The sequence below is a fragment of the Nostoc sp. DedQUE07 genome (genome assembly GCF_034530975.2).
In the GTDB taxonomy this organism is placed as follows: Bacteria; Cyanobacteriota; Cyanobacteriia; order Cyanobacteriales; family Nostocaceae; genus Nostoc.
Window position 1 is genome coordinate 1 of record NZ_JAVRCC020000088.1, and the last position, 20,344, is coordinate 20,344.

Consider the following 20,344-nt stretch of genomic DNA (forward strand, 5'->3'; position numbering starts at 1 on the left):
CAAATGACAAATGACAAATGACAAATGACAAATGACAAATGACAAAACGTATAATCGGCTTAACTGGAGGTATTGCTACAGGCAAAACCACTGTCACTAATTATTTAGCTAGCACTTATAACCTGCCGATTTTGGATGCAGATATTTATGCTAGAGAGGCAGTATCTTTAGGTTCGCCTATTTTGGGTGCGATCGCTCAACGTTATGGCGAACAAATTTTACTACCAGATGGCAGCCTCAACCGCCAAAAGCTAGGCGAAATTATCTTTAATCGTCAAGATGAACGTAAGTGGATAGACAATTTGATTCATCCTGATGTGCGCGATCGCATCCTCAAAGCCATTGCTCAGTCTTCGTCACAAATACTGGTGTTAGTAGTGCCTTTATTATTTGAAGCTGGGATGACTGATTTGGTAACAGAAATCTGGGTAGTGCGTTGTTCTCAAGAGCAACAACTACAAAGATTGATACAACGAAACCATTTAAATGCAGAACAGGCACGTGCCAGGATTAACAGCCAATTATCCATCGAAGAAAAAGTGGCTCATGCAGATGTCGTTTTAGATAACTCTTCTACCCTAGAAGTACTACTGAAGCAGATAGATGTAGCTCTAGCTACGACAAGTAGTAACTAAATTATATTTTTATTAAAATATATACATATATGACATTTTCAAGACATAAAAAGCTTATTAATTAATACTAGATAGTTAAGCAAAAAACTTATATCTCACCAGATATTGTCCTACAGTTAGGTGATTTTACAGTTGAATATGCGATTAATAGTACTGTAAATTTAAAAGAATGGCTTTTAAATAAATTATAAGTTCTATTTTTTAAATGTTTTTAAGTGCCTTCTCTTCAATCATAACAGGTATGAACTTAAGTTTTAGTTTTTTAAATAAATTAGCTCTGGTTATCTCTCCAGTAATAGAATTAAAACAAAAGAATAAAATCCATGATTACAGACAACAAGTTTGTGGAGGCGACTACATATTTGAGCGCCTCAATGAAGGAACAATCGGCTACATGACTGGAGTAGGGAAAAGTGTTAAAGCTTGCGATCGCATTATTTTACGAGAAGGTTGTGAATCTTATCAATATCAAGTTGAAGAAATTGATTATTACTCCGCTCCATCTGATATGTGGATAGCTTTACTCAAGCAAATACCGAATGACTAAATAGAGCTTGCTGAAAAAGTCCTTTGATGAGGGCAGGGAATAGGAAATAGTTTTATCGCTCATCATTTCAATTTATTGTGGTACTACAAATTGGAAATGCAAGACTTTTAAACCTTATACACCTAAAATACTTGCACTTTTTGGTGCGGTGATAGCCTGAAAAGTTTGAAATATCAGGATTTTACCGTTATTCAGCATAATACTTACCCCCAAAAGTTCCCTCAATATCCGCGACATCCGCCCAATTAACCTACGAAACGATAATTGACCAAGCAGCAACAATAACCTAAGTGAAATGCTAGACTATACAATATCTAATGTATATAATTATGCATCCTGTTTTGAGAGCTTGGAGGAGTGATGGCTAAAGTTGTTGCCTTTTTTAACCATAAAGGAGGTGTAGGAAAGACAACTATTTTGTTTAATGTTGCAATTGCCCTAGCTCAAGTAGGCAAAAAGGTCATTCTATTCGATGCTGACTCCCAAGCTAACCTTACAGCTCTTGCTGTTACTGAAGAACAATATCAAGAGTCATTGGATAAAGAAATAACTATTTGGTCAGCACTTGAACCATTGGTCACTGGTGCTGGTGATTTTAAATATGTTGAGCCTCTTTCATTACGAAGCAACTTATGGCTTGTCCCTGGTGATATTCGACTTGCTGATTTTGAAGGAATATGTCCAACTGGATGGACTGAAGCACTCGCAGGTGAAGCACGTGGATTTCGCGTGACTACAGCTCTCTACCGTCTTTTTCAACAGACAGCAAATATTAAAAGTGCTGATTTTGTACTTATAGACTTAGGCCCCAATGTAAACGCACTGAATCGTAATGCACTCATTTCCTCAGATGGATTTATTATTCCTCTTGCAGCAGACTTATTCTCAGTAAGGGCACTTCCAAGTGTTGGATACAGTATTGCCAATTGGGTACGTCAATGGCATACGGCCTTAAAAAATAAACCAAAAACTGTTACTTTTGAGCTTCCCACCTGTGAATCTGTTCCTATTCCGTTAGGTTACGTAAGTCAACAATTTTCAGTCTTTTCTAGTTCTCCAGCTGAAGCTTTTCGAGTATGGCAAGATAAAATTCCTGTTGCCTATCAAGAAGGAGTTGTCTTTCCTTTAAAAGCAATAAAATTACCAGTAAACGAGCAAGAAACAGAGCCTTTAATTGCACTCAAGTACCTCTCGTCCCTGGTTCCTAAAGCTCAACAAGCGCACAAAGCTATTTTTGAATTAAATGGATCTGAAGCTCGTGGGGCACATTTTAAACGCTCAAAAGATACTCGTGAAATATTTTTGAAGCTTGCAAAAATAATCATTTCTCGTCTTGAAAATGCCCTATGACTATATTTCTTGATACAAATGTTGTACCGTATAAAAGTGGAATATCAATTCGCTTTGAAACCATTCAAGTTTTAGCACAGGAATGTAGTCAAGAGATAGCGATTCCAGAACTCGTATTAAGGGAGTCTGTAGCTCATCGACAACGGGAGATTGAAGATGCTTTTGGAACACTTAGAAGAGCATACGAAAAAGCAAGAATCTATTTGAATGGAATTGCAGAGCCAAACTTACCATGCTCTAAAGATTTGGCTGAATCATGGTGCTGTAGTTTAAAAGAAAAAGTCAAGATTCTAGAGACACCTAAAAATGCTTTTGAGGAAGGTATTTTTCGAGAAATTCAACGTATTAGACCTACTCGTGAAGGAAGAGGCGCTCGCGATGCAGTTATTTGGTTAACAATAAAGCAAGCACATTTCTTGAGTGATAGTGTTAACTACTTTGTTTCAGAAAATATAAAAGATTTTGCGTCTTCTGATAAAAACACTTTACATGAAGACCTTAAAATGGAGATTATCGAACATCCAATACCTCTCATCTACTGTAATTCTCTTGATATTCTCTTGAAAAAAATAGCAAATGAAGAAAAACCTGGGATAGATATTACAGAGCAACTAATAAATTCTTCAGATAATTTACAAGAAGCTCTTCGTCGAGCAATTCGAGATAATCTGATTATTAGAGAAATGTTTCCTGCATTACCTCTTGGGAAAGAATATATATCAAGTACTATAACTCCTTCACTATATAAAGTTAAAAGTTCAGCAACATACCGAATTGGTGAGCGCAATGTCGTAGTTGCAGAAATAAATTGTAATGCAAGCTTTACAATTGGAGTTCTACAACAATTGTCAGGAGGAGGTTTTTTGACACTTCAATATCCAGCAGATTTATCACTCTATATTCGTTTTTGGATGAGGTTTGAAAACCAGGAAGAACTACCAGTCAAAGCCGAAGTATCCTACATAAATATTGCAAATAATACCTTGTTGATTTACTAACTTGCCCAAAAATGATAAGGGGCAAATCAAACTTTTGCACGGTACGATTTATTGCTTGCCATTAGTTTGATGCGCGATCGCACTCGAAAAAATCCTTGCCCGATCAAGCGAAGTTAAAAGCGATCGCTCCTGACACCAATCAAAGGTGCGATCGCCTTCTGTTACTCTACCTCAAGCCGTTGTTTCGTAACTACAGCAGGAAAATCAAGCAGGACTCATAGATAAAGCTGTACATCTTGGTAGCATTGAGTGAAGTACCCGTCAGCAAGGGAGCGAGGGCGATGTACGCAACCGTCACACAACCACTGACTTTTGAAGAATTTCTTGCCTGGGACGATGGTTCAGGCAGAGAGTTTGAGCTATTGGATGGGATTCCTGTGCCATTATCAGAACTAAATGCAAATCATGAGGATTTGATCGAGCGACTGTGTGCTTACTTAGAAAATCACTGCCAAGAAAATGACCTGCCTTACGTGTCGCGCCAGTCCAAGCAGGTTCGCCTCAAAACAGCACCAGGCGAAAAGGAAAAAAGCCGGAAAGCAGATATTGTCATATTTGCAAGAGTTGAATGGCAGAGGATGAAAACTAGCTCTAGTTCTGCTGCTGCATATATTCCACCACCCGGAGTCATTGAGGTCGTTAGCAACAACTGGAAGGACGACTATCTGACAAAACTTGCTGAATATGAGGACTTGGGCGTTTTTGAGTACATCATTGTGGACTATGCTGCTTTTGGTGGCATTCGGTTCATTGGCTCTCCCAAACAGCCAACCATTACAATCTACCAACTTGAAGATGGAGAGTATTTACCCCCAAAGGTGTTTCGAGGGCAGGATCGAATTGATTTTAGATTGTTTCCGAACATTCCCTTAACGGCTGAACAGATTTTTGCAATGAGTCGCTGATTAGCAACGAAGAAATTTATTTTAGTCGTCTTCTCGCCACAATCGCCCAACGGTAATCAAATGTGACGTAGCTGGCTGCATTATTCTACACAAGTTGTAGATTGAGCGATCGCTACGATCGCCAACCTACTTAGTATAGAAACATACTTATTGTGAGCTTGAAAGTAAATTTTTTATTTTACCTAAAAATCTAAGTAAACATACTAATCCACTGTGAGATAAATTTGCTTACCTTTAACAAGGGACTTGAGTAGGGGAAATTCATGAATTGCCCTTACTTGTCTGCTTGCTTAATTGAGATGGTAGCTGGATTTGCGCCGCACTCTATTAGGCTGTGATTGGTTTATTATTCTCAGCTTAATTTCGGTCTGATCATGATCAAAAACATTACTCTAGATCCTCTAGTAACTGATATTCGGTGTGAAGAAATTTGTCAGATTTTGGGAGAGACTTACAACCAGGAACACTGGAACGATTGGCGCTGGCAAATGCGGCATCGATTGACTAAGCTGGAACACTTTCAGAAGTTATTAAGGCTTAGTGCTACCGAAGAACAAGGACTTTTAATTGCACCAGAGAAGTTTGCTGTAGCCGTAACTCCATATTTTGCATCACTACTCGATCCAGAAGATCCGCTTTGTCCGCTACGGTTACAAGTGATACCACGGCAAGAAGAACTAATAGTTAGTCCAGCAGACATGGTAGATCCATGCGGTGAGGATGGCGACACTCCAGTACCAGGACTCGTACACCGCTACCCCGATCGGGTGTTGCTGCTTGCCCTAGACAGCTGCGCTGCTTATTGTCGTTACTGCACCCGCTCTCGTTTGGTGAGCCAAGGTGAGATGTACCCAGTAACGCGGCGGTTGGATGCGATCGCCGCTTATCTGGAGGAACACACCGAGATCCGTGATGTGCTAATTTCCGGTGGCGATCCTCTATTGATGGCTGATGAACCTTTAGACAATTTGCTTAGGCGGTTGCGTGCCATTAAGCATATTGAATTTATCCGCATTGGTTCCCGCGTGCCGAGTTTTTTACCGCAGCGAATTACACCAGAACTGGTTGCCTTGCTACGTAAACATCGTGTGTGGCTATCTTTGCACTTTTGTCATGTGCAGGAACTTACCCCAGAAGTGGCACAAGCTTGCGATCGCCTCGCTGATGGCGGCATTCCTCTAGGCAGTCAAACCGTGCTGTTAAAAGGTGTGAATGATTCTGAAAAAGCCCTGAAAAATCTGTTTCACGGTCTTCTGAAGCTGCGTGTACGACCTTATTATCTTTATCAATGCGACCCTGTTGTTGGGACTGCACATCTGCGAACGAGCGTGCAAACTGGGCTTGATTTAATTTCTAAATTACGCGGTCATACTACTGGCTACGCTGTACCAACCTATGTAATTGATGCCCCTGGTGGTGGTGGCAAAGTCCCAATTCAAGCCGAAACTCTAGTTGCTTATGAGAATGGTACAGCTACAGTGCAAAATTGGGCAGGTAAGACGTACACATATATAGATCCAGTTGAGCAGGGGTAATATCGTGTCCGGCTAAAAACTTATCATTATAGACCGCAGTTATTGCTGGGGAAAGAGGCTTTTGGGATTTTTGCACAGATGCGGTAATCATAAGTGATTAACCGGACTTGATATAACACTATATATTTGTACACGAGTCGATCGCCATCATTTAATAGAGCTGGTTGAAATGTTTCTATTGAGTTCTTGGCAAACCAAAAAACTAAGTAATAGCAGGAGATTAGTTGGAATGTTGATTGTTGGTAATACAAACCTAAAAGGTTGAGGTGTCTTCACACAGAAGCACTTTTTGAAAGGAGAACTCATTGAGAGAGTGCCAATTGTTGTTATACCCGCAGAACAGGTTGAATTCTTAGATAAAACAATTTTGGGCAACTATTACTACGATTGGGAAGATAAAGCTGCGGCGATCGCTCTAGGTTTATCTTCCTCGATCAACCATTCCTACAATCCCAATGCTTATTATGTGAAAAAATTCGCTGACCGAGAGTTGGATCTGATTGCCTACCGAGATATAGAAGTAGGAGAAGAAATTACTGCTAACTACAACGGTTCTCCTGATGATAAATCTCCTATATGGTTTGATGTTGTTGATGAGATATTTTCACTTAATTAAAGATTTAGTAATCGAAATTATTTAATTAAGACACCTAATTTGTACATTAAAGCTAACAGAGAAAGCTTTCTCACTGGGAATTATCGGGGTATGGGGTTATTTATTGGTCTATGTTATGACCTGAAGGCAGATTACCTTCAGGCTGGTTTCAGTGCCTCTGAGGTGATGGAGTTCGACGATGAAGAAACCATCATCGGGCTGGAAACTGCACTATTGCAGTTAGGTCATCAGGTTGAACGTGTCGGTAATGGTAGAGAACTTGCTCTGCGTTTGGCAAAAGGCGATCGCTGGGATCTGGTTTTCAATATTGCTGAGGGTTTAAAGGGTCGTTCTCGCGAAGCTCAAGTCCCGGCAATCTGCGAATTATTCGCTCAAGCTTACACCTTTTCCGATCCGCTTACCTGCGCCCTGACGTTAGACAAGGCACTAACTAAGAGAGTAGTGCGCGATCGCGGTTTGCCGACAGCCCCCTTTGAGGTCGCGAATACTACCGCAGAGGCAGCAGCTGTGTCGTTGCCAATGCCACTTTTCCTTAAGCCTATGGCGGAAGGCAGTTCTAAAGGGGTAACTGGGCGTTCTCTTGTCAAAGAACGCGAGGAGCTAGTCAATACTTATCAAGTGTTACACGAACTTTTTGGGCAACCAATACTCGTGGAAACCTTTCTTCCTGGTAGAGAAGTAACAGTAGGCATTATTGGCAACGGTAGCAACTCACGGGTAGTAGGTGTGATGGAAGTAATTTTTACAGGGCAAGTGGAAGCTTTCGCCTACACCACCCTCAATAAAGATGAGTATTTGGAACGGGTATCTTATCGTTTGCTCATAGATCCCGAACCACTGGCAGCACAGGCAAGGCAACTGGCGCTGGATGCTTACCATACTCTTGGTTGCCGTGATGCTGCCCGCGTGGATCTGCGCTGCGATCCTAGCGGTGTGTTGCAGTTTATGGAGGTTAACCCATTGCCAGGGCTACATCATATCCGCTCAGACTTACCAATGATCGGACGTTTGGGTGGTATGACATATACAGAAATCATTGCTGAAATAGTCGAGTCTGCATGGCAAAGATATAAATGCTGAAAAATAGGCAGTGGGGCAGGCTGACAGGTGCAACAAACCTATATATGTCAGCGACTTCCCCCTCCCCTCTGCCTTTTTTATGCAATATGAAGTTGCTCAAACTAAACTACAGAGGGATGTTAGGTGATACGCTCATCTTATAGGGTGTTCAATAGTGTTACCTGACTGTGGAGAATATACTCATGAATTTATTATTTATGCAAACAGCAGCACCAGCTATAGATGCTGCTCCTCATTTTCCTGTTGCTTTTACCTTGGTGTATGTCGTTGGTTTTGTTGCTGCTGTCACCATTGGCTCAATAGCTTGGTACAACTCGAAACGCCCCGCAGGTTGGGAAAGCAAAGAACGTCCTGATTTTGTGCCTAAAGTTGATAAAGAAGAAACTCCGGGTGTGGGTGAACCTAAATAATAAGCAGTGATGAGTGCTGAGTTTAATAATCAAACTTACAGCAGTTTTCATTTATTTTGAACCACATTTTAGATTATTCAGAAGCCTTGTAGAGACGTAGCAGTGCTACATCTCTACATTTGCCTATTAACTCCGCAAAGAAGTTACATTCATATCGTCGTTCAATCTGCGAATCAAACGGGATAACTCACGAATGATATTCACCGCAATTTCGGGAGTTTCTTCGATCGCATCATATAGTTGCTCTTGCGTCAGTTCTAAAAATTCACAAGGTTCTAGAGTCGTGGCAGTGGCAGATCGAGGTTGAGTATCGAATACTGCCATCTCACCAAAATATTTTCCCTGTTCCACCTCTGCCAACTGTTTATTCCCAATGTGAACTTTAACTCGACCGGAGACGACAATATAGAGCGATCGCCCTTCTTCTCCCTGTCGAAAGATGGTGTAATTAGCTGGGAATGACAATTCGTTCATCACTGAAGTGAGCCGCACAATAAAATCATCCCGCAATTCCTTAAAAATCGGGACTCGCCGGACAAATAATAAACGGTCAACACTGGTTAGCATAATTACAAGTTAAAATTCAACATTACTGAACATCTCAAAACTGAAGTCAGAGGGCGATTAGTCATATTACCGATGTTGAATGCTAGCCGTCAAGGATATCCGAGCCTTTATCATCTGACAAGAGTTCTCTTCAATAAGAGCGATTGCATAGAAGTTTCTCAAACAATAGCTCAGTATTCAATACTACTCGTTTTGTGCATTTTGAACTCAGAATTTAGTTTAGGGAAAAGGTTAAAGGCTATTTTCTTTCCGTTTTTCCCTCATGAGTGTCAATGGGTACAAAGCCCAAAACATTTAGTAATTTTGTCAATCACTTTTATTTATCATTTTAAAAAACAAGAGTATTTGCTCTTATTTGGCTGCAAGCCATAATATTGATTTCATGAGCTCCCAAGGTACCTTGCTGAGAAAAAATCACCAATTTGATTGGAGGCAATGCCTCTAAAAATTGGATCATTGGCTGATAAATAACGAATATCGCTCGGTTGTCGTTAGAAAAACAGTCACAAAATCTCTGAACCTGCCCTCAGATCGAGAAGCAGAGAAGATTAACACAAACAGCATTAGAATTACTGTGAGCAACAATTATGGCTTGGCTAATTAGTACATTATTGATTGGAATCTCTGTCGCTTTTGCAACTACCTTTGACGACAACTTATATTTGACAGCTTTTTTCGGTAAAGTCAATCGTAGCTTTCGCCCTAAGCATATTGTTCTCGGTGAATTCCTGGGATTTACTACCTTAGTATGTGCTAGTCTCCCTGGTTTCTTCGGGGGTCTGATTATTCCTAGCAGCTGGATTGGTTTACTAGGTTTACTTCCCGTCGCCATTGGTATCAGTAATCTCATCAGTCGAGAAGAACAAGAAGAGACAGTGCAAGCTGTGTCAGTTGACTTCACCTCTCCGGTAAAATCTGCACGCCAGAAGAAATCACTATTAGCAACCATCCGCGATCCTCAAACTTACCGTGTTTCTGCTGTCACCATTGCCAATGGAGGAAACAACATTGGAATTTATGTACCGTTGTTTGCCAGTAGCAATCTTCCAAGTTTGGGCGTAATTCTGTGTGTTTGTTATTGCGCTGTTGGGATGTGGTGTTTACTCTCTTACAACTTGACTCGTAATCCTCTGATGACTCCCGTTTTAACTCGCTATGGTCGCAAAATCTTCCCCTTTATCTTAATTTACTTGGGACTGTCTATCTTAATTAAAAGTGAAACATATCGACTTTTACCTAGTCTGGCAATGCTTGGGAATTAGGTATGAAGCGATCGCTCCCCCTTGAGTGGACGCTCCACGCGATCGCAATTCTTGATGATGTAAGCAAACAAATCAGCGATCGGTTCCCATCCAAAAAGATTTTTTAATCACTTGAATTTATCAATATGAATAACAATAATATTTGCTCTTATCAATCAAGTTATCTAAAGTGAGAATAAAGCACATTATCGATGGCTCTTATAAAAGCAAGTCCACCAATAGGAATCAGATCATGAAGTCCCTAATGAATCAATCAAACTCTAAAAAATTAACTCAGTGGCTCGTAAAAGCAGTGTTTCTGGTAGTTGTAGCGGGATTTACTCTGCTTATCCAGCCCAGCGCTAGAGCGCAAGCACTAACACCATCCATATCTACGGAATCTGAACTAGCTCCAGTTGAATCGCCAATAGAGTCTGTAACACCACCAGTAATATCTCCGCTTCAATTACCAATAGAGCCTGTAACACCACCAGTAATATCTCCAGTTGTATCGCCAATAGTGTCAGTAGCAGATAACGTTAGACATTTATTACAAACTAATGAATGTGTCGGCTGTAACCTGGCTGGGGCAATGTTAAAGGACACAAACCTGCAAGCAGCAAATTTGGAAGGTGCTAACTTACAAAATGCAGACTTAGAAAGAGCTAACTTGCAGCAAACAAACTTACAAGGGGCTAACTTTCAAGGAGCAGATTTAGGCAAGGTAAACCTTTGGGGAGCAAACCTGGTGGGAGCAAACCTATTTGATGCAGACTTAGAGAAAGCCAATCTACTGGGAGCCAATCTGCAAACCGCTAACCTACAAAACGCAGACTTGGAAGATACAAATCTGACAAATGCAAACATTCAAGGAGCTAACCTGATGGGTGTTGATTTGGAAGATGCAATCAGACCGGAAGGATTCGCTATTCGGTAATTAAACTGAAGTTCTCCATACGAGTTGAATAAAAAATATCAAAAGCCTGATTCAGCAATGAATACAGGCTTTAATTAATAGGCAAGTTCGTAGTAAGGACTTTAGTCCTTAATTTTCTAAGCACTAAAGTGCTTACTACAAATTTTTCATTACTAACAGGACTTACGCAACTGGCATATTATTTTCAGTTCGTAGTATTCGCGCAGCGTCTCGTTCGCGTTAGCGTCTCCGAAAGAGAAGAGAGGACTAAAGTCTTCAAAATAAGGGCTAAAGCCGCTTACTACAAACTACAAATCCGATTTTTTTGTGACACTTGCGTAAGTCCTAACTAACTTAGACATTGTAATAGTACAGTACCGCGTAAATAAACATACCATTGCAAATGGCGCAAGAGCTTGAAATACAATTATGCGTGACTTTTCACTTGTGCCTTACGGTACTAAGATACTTTGCGACTTTTCAAACATCCTCTTAATGGCAAAATATTTTCAGTCATTTAATTCCAGCAATTCTTTTGTTTTCAAATCAGCCGCGACAGGTTGAGAACATGCAATCTGAGGAGAGATAGAGCAAATCGCCTCTGTGGTTGTTTCAAAACAATTTGATAACCCAATTGTATTTAACAATCCTGTACGTTCTAGTAGTTGTTGGACTTCGGGTTGTAAACCTGTGAGAATTAAGCGGCAATTGTGCCGTTCCAAGTCATGATAAATATCCTCTAAAGCTACTAACCCAGTTGTGTCCATATTTGGTACAAACCGCAACCGGAGAATTAAATACTTTACTTCCGGTTCATCGCGGAGGAAAGTAGCAAACCGTTCAGCAGCACCAAAAAATACAGGGCCATCTACCCGATAAACGGCAATTTCTTTACCTAATTCCAAAGGAGTACCGGGGGGAAATACTTCGGTTTCAGGTATTTTAGCTAGGCTCAATTCGCTCATGCGTTTAATGAACAAGGCTCCGGCTGCAATCAATCCCACTTCGACAGCGAGAACTAAGTCAAATAAGATTGTCACTAGCCAGGTGAGAATCATTACCGCAAAGTCTGAGTAGGTAGCACGCATCAATAAACCAATGGCTTCCCACTCAACCATTCGCAGGCTAACCACCATCAAAATCCCAGCAAGTGCTGCTAAAGGAATCTGTGCTGCTAGGGGTGCTAAAGTTAAAACGATGATGGCTAAGGCAACACCGTGAATTACCCCAGATAGTCGGGTTTTGCCGCCAGAACGGACATTAACAGCAGTCCGAGCGATCGCACCTGTGGCAGGAATACCACCAAAAAATGGCACAATCATATTAGCCAAACCTTGACCAATTAATTCGCGATCGCTATTATGTTTCTCGCTGACAGTCATACCATCTGCCACTACCGCCGATAGCAAAGATTCAATACTCCCCAGTGCAGCTAAAGCCAAAGCCGGGTTAATTAGTTCCCGAATCAGGCTAAAATCATTCCAGTGGGGAATACCTTGAGGCATCGGTAAAGATTGAGGAATCGTGCCAATTGTTGGTACATTCAGATGGAAAGCAGAAGCGATCGCAGTTGCTAACACTAGTCCCACTAAAGAACCTGGTATTGTCGTATTGATCCTTGGCCACAAAAGATTGGTGGCAATTACCACAACTGCCAAAGCAACTGCTGCCCAGTTTAAAGCTTCTACATGAGTTAGACTTTGCCAAAGTCCGGGTAAAAAATGTTCGCTACGTGGTAATTTTAAACCAAAGAAATTATTTAACTGACCACAAAAAATAATCACGGCAATACCATTAGTAAAACCTGCCGTTACCGGATAGGGAATAAATTTGACTAACTGTCCCAGTTTGGCAACCCCCAAGGCAATCTGGATAATCCCAGCCATCACCCCAGCAATCCAAACTTTCTCAAGGCCGTACTTGGCGACAATTCCCACCAAAACTACAGCCATCGCACCTGTTGGCCCTGTAATCTGTACTGAGGAACCACCAAAAATCGCGGCGACAATTCCCGCCACAATCGCGGTGTAAAGTCCCGCCTTTGGTTCCACACCACTAGCCACGGCAAAGGCTAAAGCTAAAGGCAATGCCACCACTGCTGCTGTTAGCCCTCCCGTGAAATCGCCACGCAGCCCACTAAACAAGCTACCCAGCCGCAAAAGCTGTGGTTCTTTGAGGATATTAGATGTTGCCATATCGTCATTTTTAACTCTTATACACAATTTCTGAAGCACACACAAATGTTATTCCATCTTTTTAGTAGATTTCATCAGGGTTATTGAGAATTCCCTGATTGCGTATGGGTTTTGGTTCAAGTTCGCCTATTTGCTGATTAATAAAAGCGCAGGCTTGCTTGACATAATCGATAGAGTGTGTATATGGTATGCGATCGCTACCTAAAGTCTCAGTTACAGAGATAAATTTCTGCTTTAATCCAAACGCACAGCAGCTAGCACCAGTACAGCCCAAAAAGTTGATGTTTTTAAACAAATAAGCCTATTTTTAGTATTCACTTTATAATTTCTATGAGTACAAATTTGGTAAATACTAATGTTGCAATCGATTGAAGGAGTGTATAAAAACGGTAATATACAACTTTCAGAATTACCATCTAATGTGTCAGAAAGCCGTGTTATTGTAACTTTTTTAGAACCAGAAAAATCTCCAATCCAAAAGCAGATAATGCGGTTTGGTATGTTTTCTGGGAAGAAACAATCAACAGAAAACGATTTTAAAATTACTGAATTTAATGGAGATACCGAAGATGGCTTAGACTGGTCATAGGTAATTATGAAGTACGTGATTGATACTCATGCTCTCATCTGGTTTATTGAAGGAAATTCGCGATTAGGTGCGAATGCCAATGCTATTCTTTCTAATCCTGATTCCCAGTTAGTTATACCAGCTACAACATTAGCTGAAGCTGTTTGGATTATTGAGAGAGGAAGAACATCTATCCCTTCTGCCAAGAATTTACTTTCAGTAGTTGAAGCCGATCCGCGTGTGGTAATTTATCCACTTGACAAAGATATAATTAAAATAACTATGAGCTTATCTGCTATTAATGAAATGCACGATAGGCAAATTACTGCGACTGCACTAGTTTTAGCAAGTAAAGGTAATGAAGTACAACTATTAACCTGTGATTCAAATATAACTGCATCAGGATTAGTTTCGATTATTTGGTAATGAGTGCGTAAAATCGTTATGTTTTTAAACGCAAAGGGACGCAGACTAACGCAGAGCTTTGCCTAATTTATTTTGCTACGAATTAATTAAATATTGTACTGAGACTTTCCTGAAGTAGCATTAAAAGGAAAAGTCAAGGCTTAAGTAATTTTTACGAGGACGCAATAGTATTAATTAGTATACTCTCTGGGTAATCAGGCTACTCAGATAAACTTATGGGACTTTACGACCAAAATCAATCATCACAGGATGCCCTACGAAAGTTACGCGAAGGAGCAAGCCACTCTAGAGTAGCCCAAGAAATTGCTCAACGAGACTATGCAAAAGCTCAAGCCGAAGCTGATAAATAGGAACAAGAATATCACCTTGCTGTGCAAGGAGGTAATCAGAATTTAATTAATCAAGCGAAATTCCAAAAGGAACGATATCAAGCAATCGCTAGTAGACTAAAAACCCTGGTAGAGGAGCAACAACCACAAGTAGACGCAATTAAAAGTAGTTTGCAATCTTGGGAGCAAAAGGTTTCAAAAACACAGAATGAAGTATTACGGAGTGAGTCTAACATCGGTGAGGTTTCACCAACATTCATCAGCTTTGAATATAAAGATGTTGATGTATCGATTGATGATGAATTACAGCAACTTAAAGCATTAATGCTACCACCTCAACCTCAAGAGCAAACTCAAGCTAAAAAAGACAGCAAAGTGCTTTTAACAGAGGCTATTCATGAGACAAAAAAAGCTGTCAACAGCGCTGTTGCTAATCAAGAAAGTATTGAGAAAGATTTTGAAAAAGCCCAGAAAGAAATTAAATACTGGAACGAAAAAGTTCAGGACGCTTTGAAAAACAATGATGATGATTTAGCTCTTCAAGCTGTAGTAAATAAAAAAATACAAAATAAAATTGTGCTTGTTCTTCTAACTCAGCTTCAACAGCAGCAAGCAACAGTAACTTTACTCAGACAAAATCTGATGACTCTAGAAAATTTCAAGAAAACATTAGGCAATGACACAGAATTCTAAAACAGGGGCAGCATTCATTGCAGGCGGAACCCTAGCAGGTGCTGGTGTTTCCGCAACTGTAGGCGGGATGGGGCTAGCAGGCGGATTTTGCGCAGTCGGTATTGGTGTAACTCCTGTAGTCGGTGCTGGCGCTGTGGCTGGTGCAGCTGCTTATGGCGCTTTTAAAGCCATAGCAGAAGGAGATGCTGTTGCTTTTGGTGCAATGGGAATTGGTACAGTCGGTGGTGCTAGTGTTTATAGCGTCGTCGGTGGTATGGGTTTAGTCGCACCGAAAGTAGGACTAGCATTTGGTATTGGTGCAGTTCCGATGGCAGGAATCGGTGCAGTAGTGGGACTCGCCGCCTATGGTATTGCCAAACTGTTAGACGAATCGGGAATTAGCGAAACTCCAGCACAGCTTTTTGAGCGGATGGAAGAGAAAGTTTTGCAGATGGGATACTATTCCGAAGCAGTGATGGAATTAGATGCATTTTTATCTGGTGACGATCTCAACCAAAAATTTGCCGTTTTGGAAATGGAAGACGAGTTACAAGCGCTTAAGGCTGAATTCAATAAAAAATCAGAATTTGTTACTCCTAAACCTTCTACTCCCAATATTGAACCAGAAATAATTTCTCTAGAAACCCAGCTACCTGAAACTTGGAGATGTGTACGCACACTCAAGAGTCACTTAGCGGCAGTTAATGCGATCGCAATCAGTCCCGATGGTACTACCTTAATCAGTGGCAGTGATGACAGACAAGTTAATTTGTGGAACTTGAAAACGGGAAAATGGCTTTATACATTCTCTGGACAAGCAGAAGCAGTTTTATCTGTTGCTATCAGCCCTGATGGACAGAAGATTGCAAGTGGTAGTGTGGATCGCAAAATCAGCAGTTGGCAGATAGACACAAAAAAATTTCTCCATACATTCTTTTATTTAAATTCTCCCTACAGTCATAATGGCTTTGTTAACTCGGTAGCATATAGTCCTGATGGGGCAATTATTGTTAGTGGTAGCACTGATAAAACGATTAGAATTTGGGGACGCTACACGGGAACAGTAAAACGCACCTTGAATGGACACTCAGATGCAGTTTTGTCTGTCACCATCAGTCCCGATGGTAAAATCCTTGCAACTGGTAGTGCCGATAAAACTATTAGGCTTTGGGATACCAAAACTTGGGAACAACGCTATATTCTCACTGAACATTTGGGAGCGGTGAATACAGTTGTTATTAGTCATAACAGTCAAACTCTTATTAGTGGTAGCACAGACACCACAATTAAACTGTGGAATCTCCAAACTGGAGAATTACTTTCCACTTTGACTGGACACTCAACAGCGATTTTGTCTGTTGCCATTAGTCCTAATGGAAAAACCCTCGCCAGTGCCAGCCGAGACGGTACAATCAAACTTTGGAACCTCCACACTGGGGAATTACTACAAAATCTTTTTGGGTGTAATCCCGTTGCTTTTAGCCCTGATGGCAAGACACTGGTAAGCGGCGGTAATGGCGGAAGCATCAAGATTTGGAGTCAATTTACTCTCGATGGATTATCTGGGGAATGGTGGGAAGTCTTGGGCGTAAATCAGAGCGATCGCCCCAATGTTGTTAAAATTGCCTACCGTCGATTAGCAAGATTGTATCATCCTGATGTTAATAGTTCTACAATTGCAAAAGCCTCAATGCAAGCAATTAATCGAGCTTATAAAGAATTCCAGCGACAGGTAATATGAAGTTAGCAGTTTATCGATGCTAGTCAAAATATGAATAATATTTGAGGAAATAGTGTTATGTTTCAACATTTAGTAGAGTCGATAAATTTTGAAGAATTTGTCGAATGGAAACCGGAAAACGGCAGATATGAATTACATAAAAGAGTAATAGTTGAAATGCAGCCGACAGGGGAACATGAGTTAGTCAGAGCATTTCTGATTAGAGAACTCAATTTTGAGATTCGCCGGTTTAACCTAGCTTATTCGATTCCGGCTCAAGCATTAATCAAATCTGTCGATAAAAAATCTGGTTATATTCCAGATGTGCTGGTATTTAATATCCCAAACTTAATTAATGAACCACTTTGGAAAAAATCATCAACAGTTACTCAAGCAGCATCAATTTCATTGGTAGTAGAAGTTGTGAGTACAAATTGGCGAGATGATTACTTTCTCAAATTCGCTGAATATGAGGAAATTGGAATTCCAGAATATTGGATTGTTGACTATGCTGCTCTTGGTGGAAAACGGTTTATCGGCAATCCTAAACAACCGACAATATCAGTTTATATATTAGTGGATGGCGAATATCAAGTAACTCAGTTTTGTGGTAATGAGCAAATTCAATCGCCAAGCTTAACAGAGCTGAATCTAACTGCCGAACAAGTGTTTAAGGCTGCTTTGGGAGAACAGTATTAAGAGGATGTCTGAAAAGTTTTTTTTGTATACATCTAACCCTTGGAGATCCCCCTAAATCCCCCTTAATAAGGGGGACTTTAAGACTCTTATTCCCCCCTTTTTTAAGGGGGGTTAGGGGGGATCAAGAAATATTTGATACTTCTCAGACATCCTCTAACAATTCAAAATTCAAAATTCAAAATTCAACTCTTTTACTTACGATAAACATTGTACTAATACTTATTACTTATATAATTGGATACATACTGCGTTCCTTGTGAACAGTCTTTGACTCAGCACTCTTCGTTATCTTTGGATAGACTCCTATAAACGCCCCATGTCATCTGTCAGCAGGGTAAGATATTTAACCCTTGAGAAGTATTGACATATTAAAATTTTATAGCCTTCATCTTGCATATTCAGAAAAAACGTTATAAATTATTAGAGAATAGGGGAATAATCTGGCTTCTTAATGTCAAAAACTAATCCTGCTCAAGTAAATATACTGCAACCAGTTTAACTTCACACAACTCCTAAACAGCGCTGAAGATATGTTTTTGTTTGGTAAAGCAAAGATTCTGGACAGACAACGGAACAATAAATAATCTAAAAGTATATCTTATGTGACTGTTTTTAGGAATTATCTTACTAGTTGCGGTGGAAAATAACAACTATAATTCACCAAAGTAATAGATGGGAAGCAATTAACTAACAATAAATTTGTATAAATATCAGCAATTTTATTTCTTGTTAGTTGATTATTTTTTGCTCAATTATTTTTGCTATTAAAAGAATCGTTTTTGTTATGCTGAGAATAGCAAAAATAATAAATGAAGACACATCTACCACAAATTCACAATCCTTATGGAGTTATTCTGGCAATGCACCTAAATGAATTGGAAACTACTGAGAATTTAAAAGAAGTGGAAGAAGCATGGCTAGCACTAGAAAAATCAATTCTCTATTATCAAGGTCGCCCTGTTGGGACAGTAGCCGCTTATGATGCCTCTGTAGAAGCGCTCAATTACGATCAGTGCTTTGTCCGAGATTTTGTTTCTTCTGCTCTAATTTTTCTGCTCAAAGGTAGAACCGATATTGTTCGTAATTTCTTAGAAGAAACTTTAAAGTTACAGCCTAAAGAAAAAGCATTAGATGCTTATAAGCCTGGACGAGGATTAATACCAGCTAGCTTTAAAGTAGTATCAGAAAACGGGCAAGAATATTTAGAAGCCGACTTTGGCGAACATGCGATCGCTAGAGTTACGCCTGTAGATTCTTGCCTATGGTGGATTATTTTGTTGCGCGCTTATATAGTTGCCACAAAAGATTTTTCTCTCGCCTATCAACCTGAATTTCAAAATGGAATCAGGTTAATCATGGAAATCTGCTTGGCGAATCGTTTTGATATGTACCCAACGCTGTTGGTTCCAGATGGCGCTTGTATGATTGACCGTCGTATGGGCATTTATGGGCATCCTCTAGAATTACAAGTCCTCTTTTACACGGCATTGCGTGCATCTCGCGAACTGTTAATTTGTCAAGGTAATTCTGATATTGTTGAAGCCATTGATAACCGTTTGCCTCTATTATGCGCTCATATTCGCCAGCATTATTGGATAGATATTAATCGTCTGAATGCAATTTATCGCTTCAAAAGTGAAGAATATGGCAAGGCTGCTGTTAATCTGTTCAACATATATGTAGATTCTGTTCCCTATTATGAATTAGATAAGTGGCTACCAAGAAAAGGTGGTTATCTAGCAGGTAATGTTGGCCCGTCGCAGCTAGATACTCGCTTCTTTTCACTCGGAAACTTAATGGCAATCATTTCCGACTTAGCCACCGAAGAACAGTCACAAGCGATTATGACTCTTATTGAGGAACGATGGGATGATTTGGTGGGAGATATGCCAATGAAAATTTGTTTCCCAGCTTTGGAACATGAAGAATACAGAATTGTGACTGGATGTGACCCCAAAAATATACCTTGGTCGTATCATAATGCTGGTAGTTGGCCTGTTTTAATGTGGATGTTAGCGGCGGCGGCTGTAAAAACTAATAGAACAAATCTCGCACAAAAGGCGATTCAAACTGCCCAAGGACGCCTTAGTACAGATGAATGGCCAGAGTATTATGATGGAAAAAAAGGGCGACTGATTGGCAAACAAGCTAGGAAATATCAAACTTGGACAATCACTGGGTTCTTATTAGCAAAAGAACTGATGGCAGACCCCAGTTCTTTACCATTAATCAGCTTTGGAAAATTACCAGCAGAACAGGTTTCTAGAGCGTGTGAGTTAGAAATTGCCACTGTAGACCCATATATGCAATAATTCGTAATTTATAATTCGTAATTCGTAATTAAAAGGCAGTTCTAGACAGAAATTTAGACCCGAATAAAAGCAAGACCACCTATAAACAAGGGGGAATTCAACTCGACAATTACGAATTACGAATTACGAATTAGTAAAGAGTTGGGAGTTAGAATACAAAAGCCTCCTGACTCCCGAATCGTGTTTTCATGACAAACGCCCGTCAATTAGCTTTTATCGCCCTACGAGATGTTCATAAGGGGGCTTATGCTGATGTTGCCCTAGATAGAGTGCTGCAAAAAGTTAATTTGCCTGATTGCGATCGCCGCTTGGTGACAGAATTGGTTTATGGGAGCGTCAGAAGGCAACGCACCCTAGATACTCTCATCGATCAATTTGCTACAAAGAAATCTCATCAACAACCACAAGACCTCCGCACCATCTTACATCTAGGCTTTTATCAGCTGCGTTATCAAGAGCGTATTCCCGCCTCAGCTGCTGTTAATACCACAGTCCAACTCGCTAAAGAAAACGGTTTTTCTGGACTCACGGGTTTTGTGAACGGTCTATTACGCCAGTATCTTAGAAAAGCAGGGGAGCAGGGGCAGGGGAGAATAATTTATAACCAATGCCCACTCCCCAGT

22 protein-coding genes and 1 pseudogene are annotated in these 20,344 nt (G+C 40.3%); 20 read left to right on the forward strand and 3 right to left on the reverse strand.

The window, feature by feature from the left end; translation table 11 throughout:
* Nucleotides 1–38: 38 nt before the first annotated feature.
* The 10 genes and pseudogenes from coaE (at nucleotide 39) to psb35 (ending at nucleotide 8,076) form a co-directional block, all read left to right on the forward strand.
* The gene (coaE, locus tag RMZ95_RS32890; RefSeq protein ID WP_322686580.1) at nucleotides 39–635 is read left to right on the forward strand and encodes a dephospho-CoA kinase; all 597 of its coding nucleotides are present in this window, start codon (nucleotides 39–41) and stop codon (nucleotides 633–635) included.
* A 241-nt stretch (nucleotides 636–876) separates the two neighbouring features.
* Nucleotides 877–1,182 (forward strand): hypothetical protein, encoded by a 306-nt coding sequence (locus RMZ95_RS32895; RefSeq protein WP_322686581.1) that lies wholly within the window; start codon nucleotides 877–879, stop codon nucleotides 1,180–1,182.
* Between the two features lie 360 nt (nucleotides 1,183–1,542).
* Nucleotides 1,543–2,532: a ParA family protein gene (locus RMZ95_RS32900; protein ID WP_322686582.1), complete on the forward strand. Its 990-nt coding sequence runs from the start codon at nucleotides 1,543–1,545 to the stop codon at nucleotides 2,530–2,532.
* Nucleotides 2,529–3,530 (forward strand): PIN domain-containing protein, encoded by a 1,002-nt coding sequence (locus RMZ95_RS32905; protein WP_322686583.1) that lies wholly within the window; start codon nucleotides 2,529–2,531, stop codon nucleotides 3,528–3,530. The genes RMZ95_RS32900 and RMZ95_RS32905 overlap by 4 nt, the downstream gene beginning before the upstream one ends.
* A 95-nt stretch (nucleotides 3,531–3,625) precedes the next feature.
* Nucleotides 3,626–3,751: a hypothetical protein gene (locus tag RMZ95_RS32910; RefSeq protein ID WP_322686584.1), complete on the forward strand. Its 126-nt coding sequence runs from the start codon at nucleotides 3,626–3,628 to the stop codon at nucleotides 3,749–3,751.
* Nucleotides 3,752–3,811: 60 nt separating this feature from the next.
* Nucleotides 3,812–4,435: a Uma2 family endonuclease gene (locus tag RMZ95_RS32915; RefSeq protein ID WP_322686585.1), complete on the forward strand. Its 624-nt coding sequence runs from the start codon at nucleotides 3,812–3,814 to the stop codon at nucleotides 4,433–4,435.
* A 374-nt stretch (nucleotides 4,436–4,809) separates the two neighbouring features.
* Nucleotides 4,810–5,970, forward strand: coding sequence for a KamA family radical SAM protein (locus tag RMZ95_RS32920; RefSeq protein ID WP_322674795.1), 1,161 nt, complete (start codon nucleotides 4,810–4,812; stop codon nucleotides 5,968–5,970).
* A 277-nt stretch (nucleotides 5,971–6,247) separates the two neighbouring features.
* A pseudogene (locus RMZ95_RS32925) lies at nucleotides 6,248–6,586 on the forward strand (SET domain-containing protein-lysine N-methyltransferase); the annotation flags it as partial.
* 90 nt (nucleotides 6,587–6,676) lie between these two features.
* Nucleotides 6,677–7,666 (forward strand): D-alanine--D-alanine ligase, encoded by a 990-nt coding sequence (locus tag RMZ95_RS32930; protein WP_322686587.1) that lies wholly within the window; start codon nucleotides 6,677–6,679, stop codon nucleotides 7,664–7,666.
* 182 nt (nucleotides 7,667–7,848) lie between these two features.
* Nucleotides 7,849–8,076, forward strand: a complete 228-nt coding sequence (gene psb35, locus RMZ95_RS32935) for a photosystem II assembly protein Psb35 (protein WP_322674798.1) — start codon at nucleotides 7,849–7,851, stop codon at nucleotides 8,074–8,076.
* A 126-nt stretch (nucleotides 8,077–8,202) separates the two neighbouring features.
* On the opposite strand, the gene RMZ95_RS32940 is transcribed toward psb35, so the two are convergent.
* Nucleotides 8,203–8,643, reverse strand: coding sequence for a Crp/Fnr family transcriptional regulator (locus RMZ95_RS32940; protein WP_069074674.1), 441 nt, complete (start codon nucleotides 8,641–8,643; stop codon nucleotides 8,203–8,205).
* 587 nt (nucleotides 8,644–9,230) lie between these two features.
* On the opposite strand from RMZ95_RS32940, the gene RMZ95_RS32945 reads away from it, so the two are divergent.
* Both RMZ95_RS32945 and RMZ95_RS32950 read left to right on the forward strand, forming a co-directional pair.
* Nucleotides 9,231–9,905 (forward strand): cadmium resistance transporter, encoded by a 675-nt coding sequence (locus tag RMZ95_RS32945; protein WP_322674799.1) that lies wholly within the window; start codon nucleotides 9,231–9,233, stop codon nucleotides 9,903–9,905.
* A 244-nt stretch (nucleotides 9,906–10,149) separates the two neighbouring features.
* Nucleotides 10,150–10,821 (forward strand): pentapeptide repeat-containing protein, encoded by a 672-nt coding sequence (locus tag RMZ95_RS32950; protein ID WP_322686588.1) that lies wholly within the window; start codon nucleotides 10,150–10,152, stop codon nucleotides 10,819–10,821.
* Between the two features lie 488 nt (nucleotides 10,822–11,309).
* Here the strand turns inward: RMZ95_RS32950 and RMZ95_RS32955 are convergent, their stop codons facing one another.
* Nucleotides 11,310–12,995, reverse strand: a complete 1,686-nt coding sequence (locus RMZ95_RS32955; protein ID WP_322686589.1) for a SulP family inorganic anion transporter — start codon at nucleotides 12,993–12,995, stop codon at nucleotides 11,310–11,312.
* 61 nt (nucleotides 12,996–13,056) lie between these two features.
* On the reverse strand, nucleotides 13,057–13,290 hold the full coding sequence (locus RMZ95_RS32960) for a hypothetical protein (protein ID WP_322674802.1): 234 nt from the start codon (nucleotides 13,288–13,290) through the stop codon (nucleotides 13,057–13,059).
* A 60-nt stretch (nucleotides 13,291–13,350) separates the two neighbouring features.
* Between RMZ95_RS32960 and RMZ95_RS32965 the strand changes: the two genes are divergently transcribed.
* The 8 genes from RMZ95_RS32965 to RMZ95_RS33000 form a co-directional block, all read left to right on the forward strand.
* Nucleotides 13,351–13,584: a hypothetical protein gene (locus RMZ95_RS32965; RefSeq protein WP_322674803.1), complete on the forward strand. Its 234-nt coding sequence runs from the start codon at nucleotides 13,351–13,353 to the stop codon at nucleotides 13,582–13,584.
* A 6-nt stretch (nucleotides 13,585–13,590) separates the two neighbouring features.
* Complete coding sequence (locus RMZ95_RS32970; RefSeq protein WP_322674804.1) at nucleotides 13,591–13,989, forward strand: type II toxin-antitoxin system VapC family toxin; 399 nt, start codon at nucleotides 13,591–13,593, stop codon at nucleotides 13,987–13,989.
* 215 nt (nucleotides 13,990–14,204) lie between these two features.
* Nucleotides 14,205–14,339 carry a hypothetical protein gene (locus tag RMZ95_RS32975; RefSeq protein ID WP_322674805.1) on the forward strand — a complete coding sequence of 45 codons (135 nt, stop codon included), beginning with the start codon at nucleotides 14,205–14,207 and terminating at the stop codon, nucleotides 14,337–14,339.
* Nucleotides 14,340–14,489: 150 nt separating this feature from the next.
* Nucleotides 14,490–15,011, forward strand: coding sequence for a PspA/IM30 family protein (locus tag RMZ95_RS32980; RefSeq protein WP_322674806.1), 522 nt, complete (start codon nucleotides 14,490–14,492; stop codon nucleotides 15,009–15,011).
* Nucleotides 14,995–16,731 carry a DnaJ domain-containing protein gene (locus RMZ95_RS32985; protein WP_322674807.1) on the forward strand — a complete coding sequence of 579 codons (1,737 nt, stop codon included), beginning with the start codon at nucleotides 14,995–14,997 and terminating at the stop codon, nucleotides 16,729–16,731. Before RMZ95_RS32980 ends, RMZ95_RS32985 begins: the two co-directional genes overlap by 17 nt.
* 57 nt (nucleotides 16,732–16,788) lie before the next feature.
* Nucleotides 16,789–17,409 carry a Uma2 family endonuclease gene (locus tag RMZ95_RS32990; RefSeq protein ID WP_322686590.1) on the forward strand — a complete coding sequence of 207 codons (621 nt, stop codon included), beginning with the start codon at nucleotides 16,789–16,791 and terminating at the stop codon, nucleotides 17,407–17,409.
* A gap of 860 nt (nucleotides 17,410–18,269) precedes the next feature.
* On the forward strand, nucleotides 18,270–19,721 hold the full coding sequence (locus tag RMZ95_RS32995) for a glycoside hydrolase 100 family protein (protein WP_322686632.1): 1,452 nt from the start codon (nucleotides 18,270–18,272) through the stop codon (nucleotides 19,719–19,721).
* A gap of 188 nt (nucleotides 19,722–19,909) precedes the next feature.
* On the forward strand, nucleotides 19,910–20,344 hold a 435-nt coding region (locus RMZ95_RS33000; RefSeq protein WP_409884416.1), incomplete at its 3' end, for a transcription antitermination factor NusB.

What these genes read in the sequence shown, in the direction of transcription:
- RMZ95_RS32985 (WP_322674807.1), top strand. Translation starts at nt 14,995, where the DNA reads ATGACACAGAATTCTAAAACAGGGGCAGCATTCATTGCAGGCGGAACC.
- RMZ95_RS32920 (WP_322674795.1), top strand. Translation starts at nt 4,810, where the DNA reads ATGATCAAAAACATTACTCTAGATCCTCTAGTAACTGATATTCGGTGT.
- RMZ95_RS32900 (WP_322686582.1), top strand. Translation starts at nt 1,543, where the DNA reads ATGGCTAAAGTTGTTGCCTTTTTTAACCATAAAGGAGGTGTAGGAAAG.
- coaE (WP_322686580.1), top strand. Translation starts at nt 39, where the DNA reads ATGACAAAACGTATAATCGGCTTAACTGGAGGTATTGCTACAGGCAAA.
- RMZ95_RS32990 (WP_322686590.1), top strand. Translation starts at nt 16,789, where the DNA reads ATGTTTCAACATTTAGTAGAGTCGATAAATTTTGAAGAATTTGTCGAA.
- RMZ95_RS32965 (WP_322674803.1), top strand. Translation starts at nt 13,351, where the DNA reads ATGTTGCAATCGATTGAAGGAGTGTATAAAAACGGTAATATACAACTT.
- RMZ95_RS32955 (WP_322686589.1), bottom strand. Translation starts at nt 12,995, where the DNA reads ATGGCAACATCTAATATCCTCAAAGAACCACAGCTTTTGCGGCTGGGT.
- RMZ95_RS32905 (WP_322686583.1), top strand. Translation starts at nt 2,529, where the DNA reads ATGACTATATTTCTTGATACAAATGTTGTACCGTATAAAAGTGGAATA.
- RMZ95_RS32895 (WP_322686581.1), top strand. Translation starts at nt 877, where the DNA reads ATGAACTTAAGTTTTAGTTTTTTAAATAAATTAGCTCTGGTTATCTCT.
- RMZ95_RS32975 (WP_322674805.1), top strand. Translation starts at nt 14,205, where the DNA reads ATGGGACTTTACGACCAAAATCAATCATCACAGGATGCCCTACGAAAG.
- RMZ95_RS32970 (WP_322674804.1), top strand. Translation starts at nt 13,591, where the DNA reads ATGAAGTACGTGATTGATACTCATGCTCTCATCTGGTTTATTGAAGGA.
- RMZ95_RS32945 (WP_322674799.1), top strand. Translation starts at nt 9,231, where the DNA reads ATGGCTTGGCTAATTAGTACATTATTGATTGGAATCTCTGTCGCTTTT.
- RMZ95_RS32915 (WP_322686585.1), top strand. Translation starts at nt 3,812, where the DNA reads ATGTACGCAACCGTCACACAACCACTGACTTTTGAAGAATTTCTTGCC.
- RMZ95_RS32995 (WP_322686632.1), top strand. Translation starts at nt 18,270, where the DNA reads ATGCACCTAAATGAATTGGAAACTACTGAGAATTTAAAAGAAGTGGAA.
- RMZ95_RS32940 (WP_069074674.1), bottom strand. Translation starts at nt 8,643, where the DNA reads ATGCTAACCAGTGTTGACCGTTTATTATTTGTCCGGCGAGTCCCGATT.
- psb35 (WP_322674798.1), top strand. Translation starts at nt 7,849, where the DNA reads ATGAATTTATTATTTATGCAAACAGCAGCACCAGCTATAGATGCTGCT.
- RMZ95_RS32930 (WP_322686587.1), top strand. Translation starts at nt 6,677, where the DNA reads ATGGGGTTATTTATTGGTCTATGTTATGACCTGAAGGCAGATTACCTT.
- RMZ95_RS32950 (WP_322686588.1), top strand. Translation starts at nt 10,150, where the DNA reads ATGAATCAATCAAACTCTAAAAAATTAACTCAGTGGCTCGTAAAAGCA.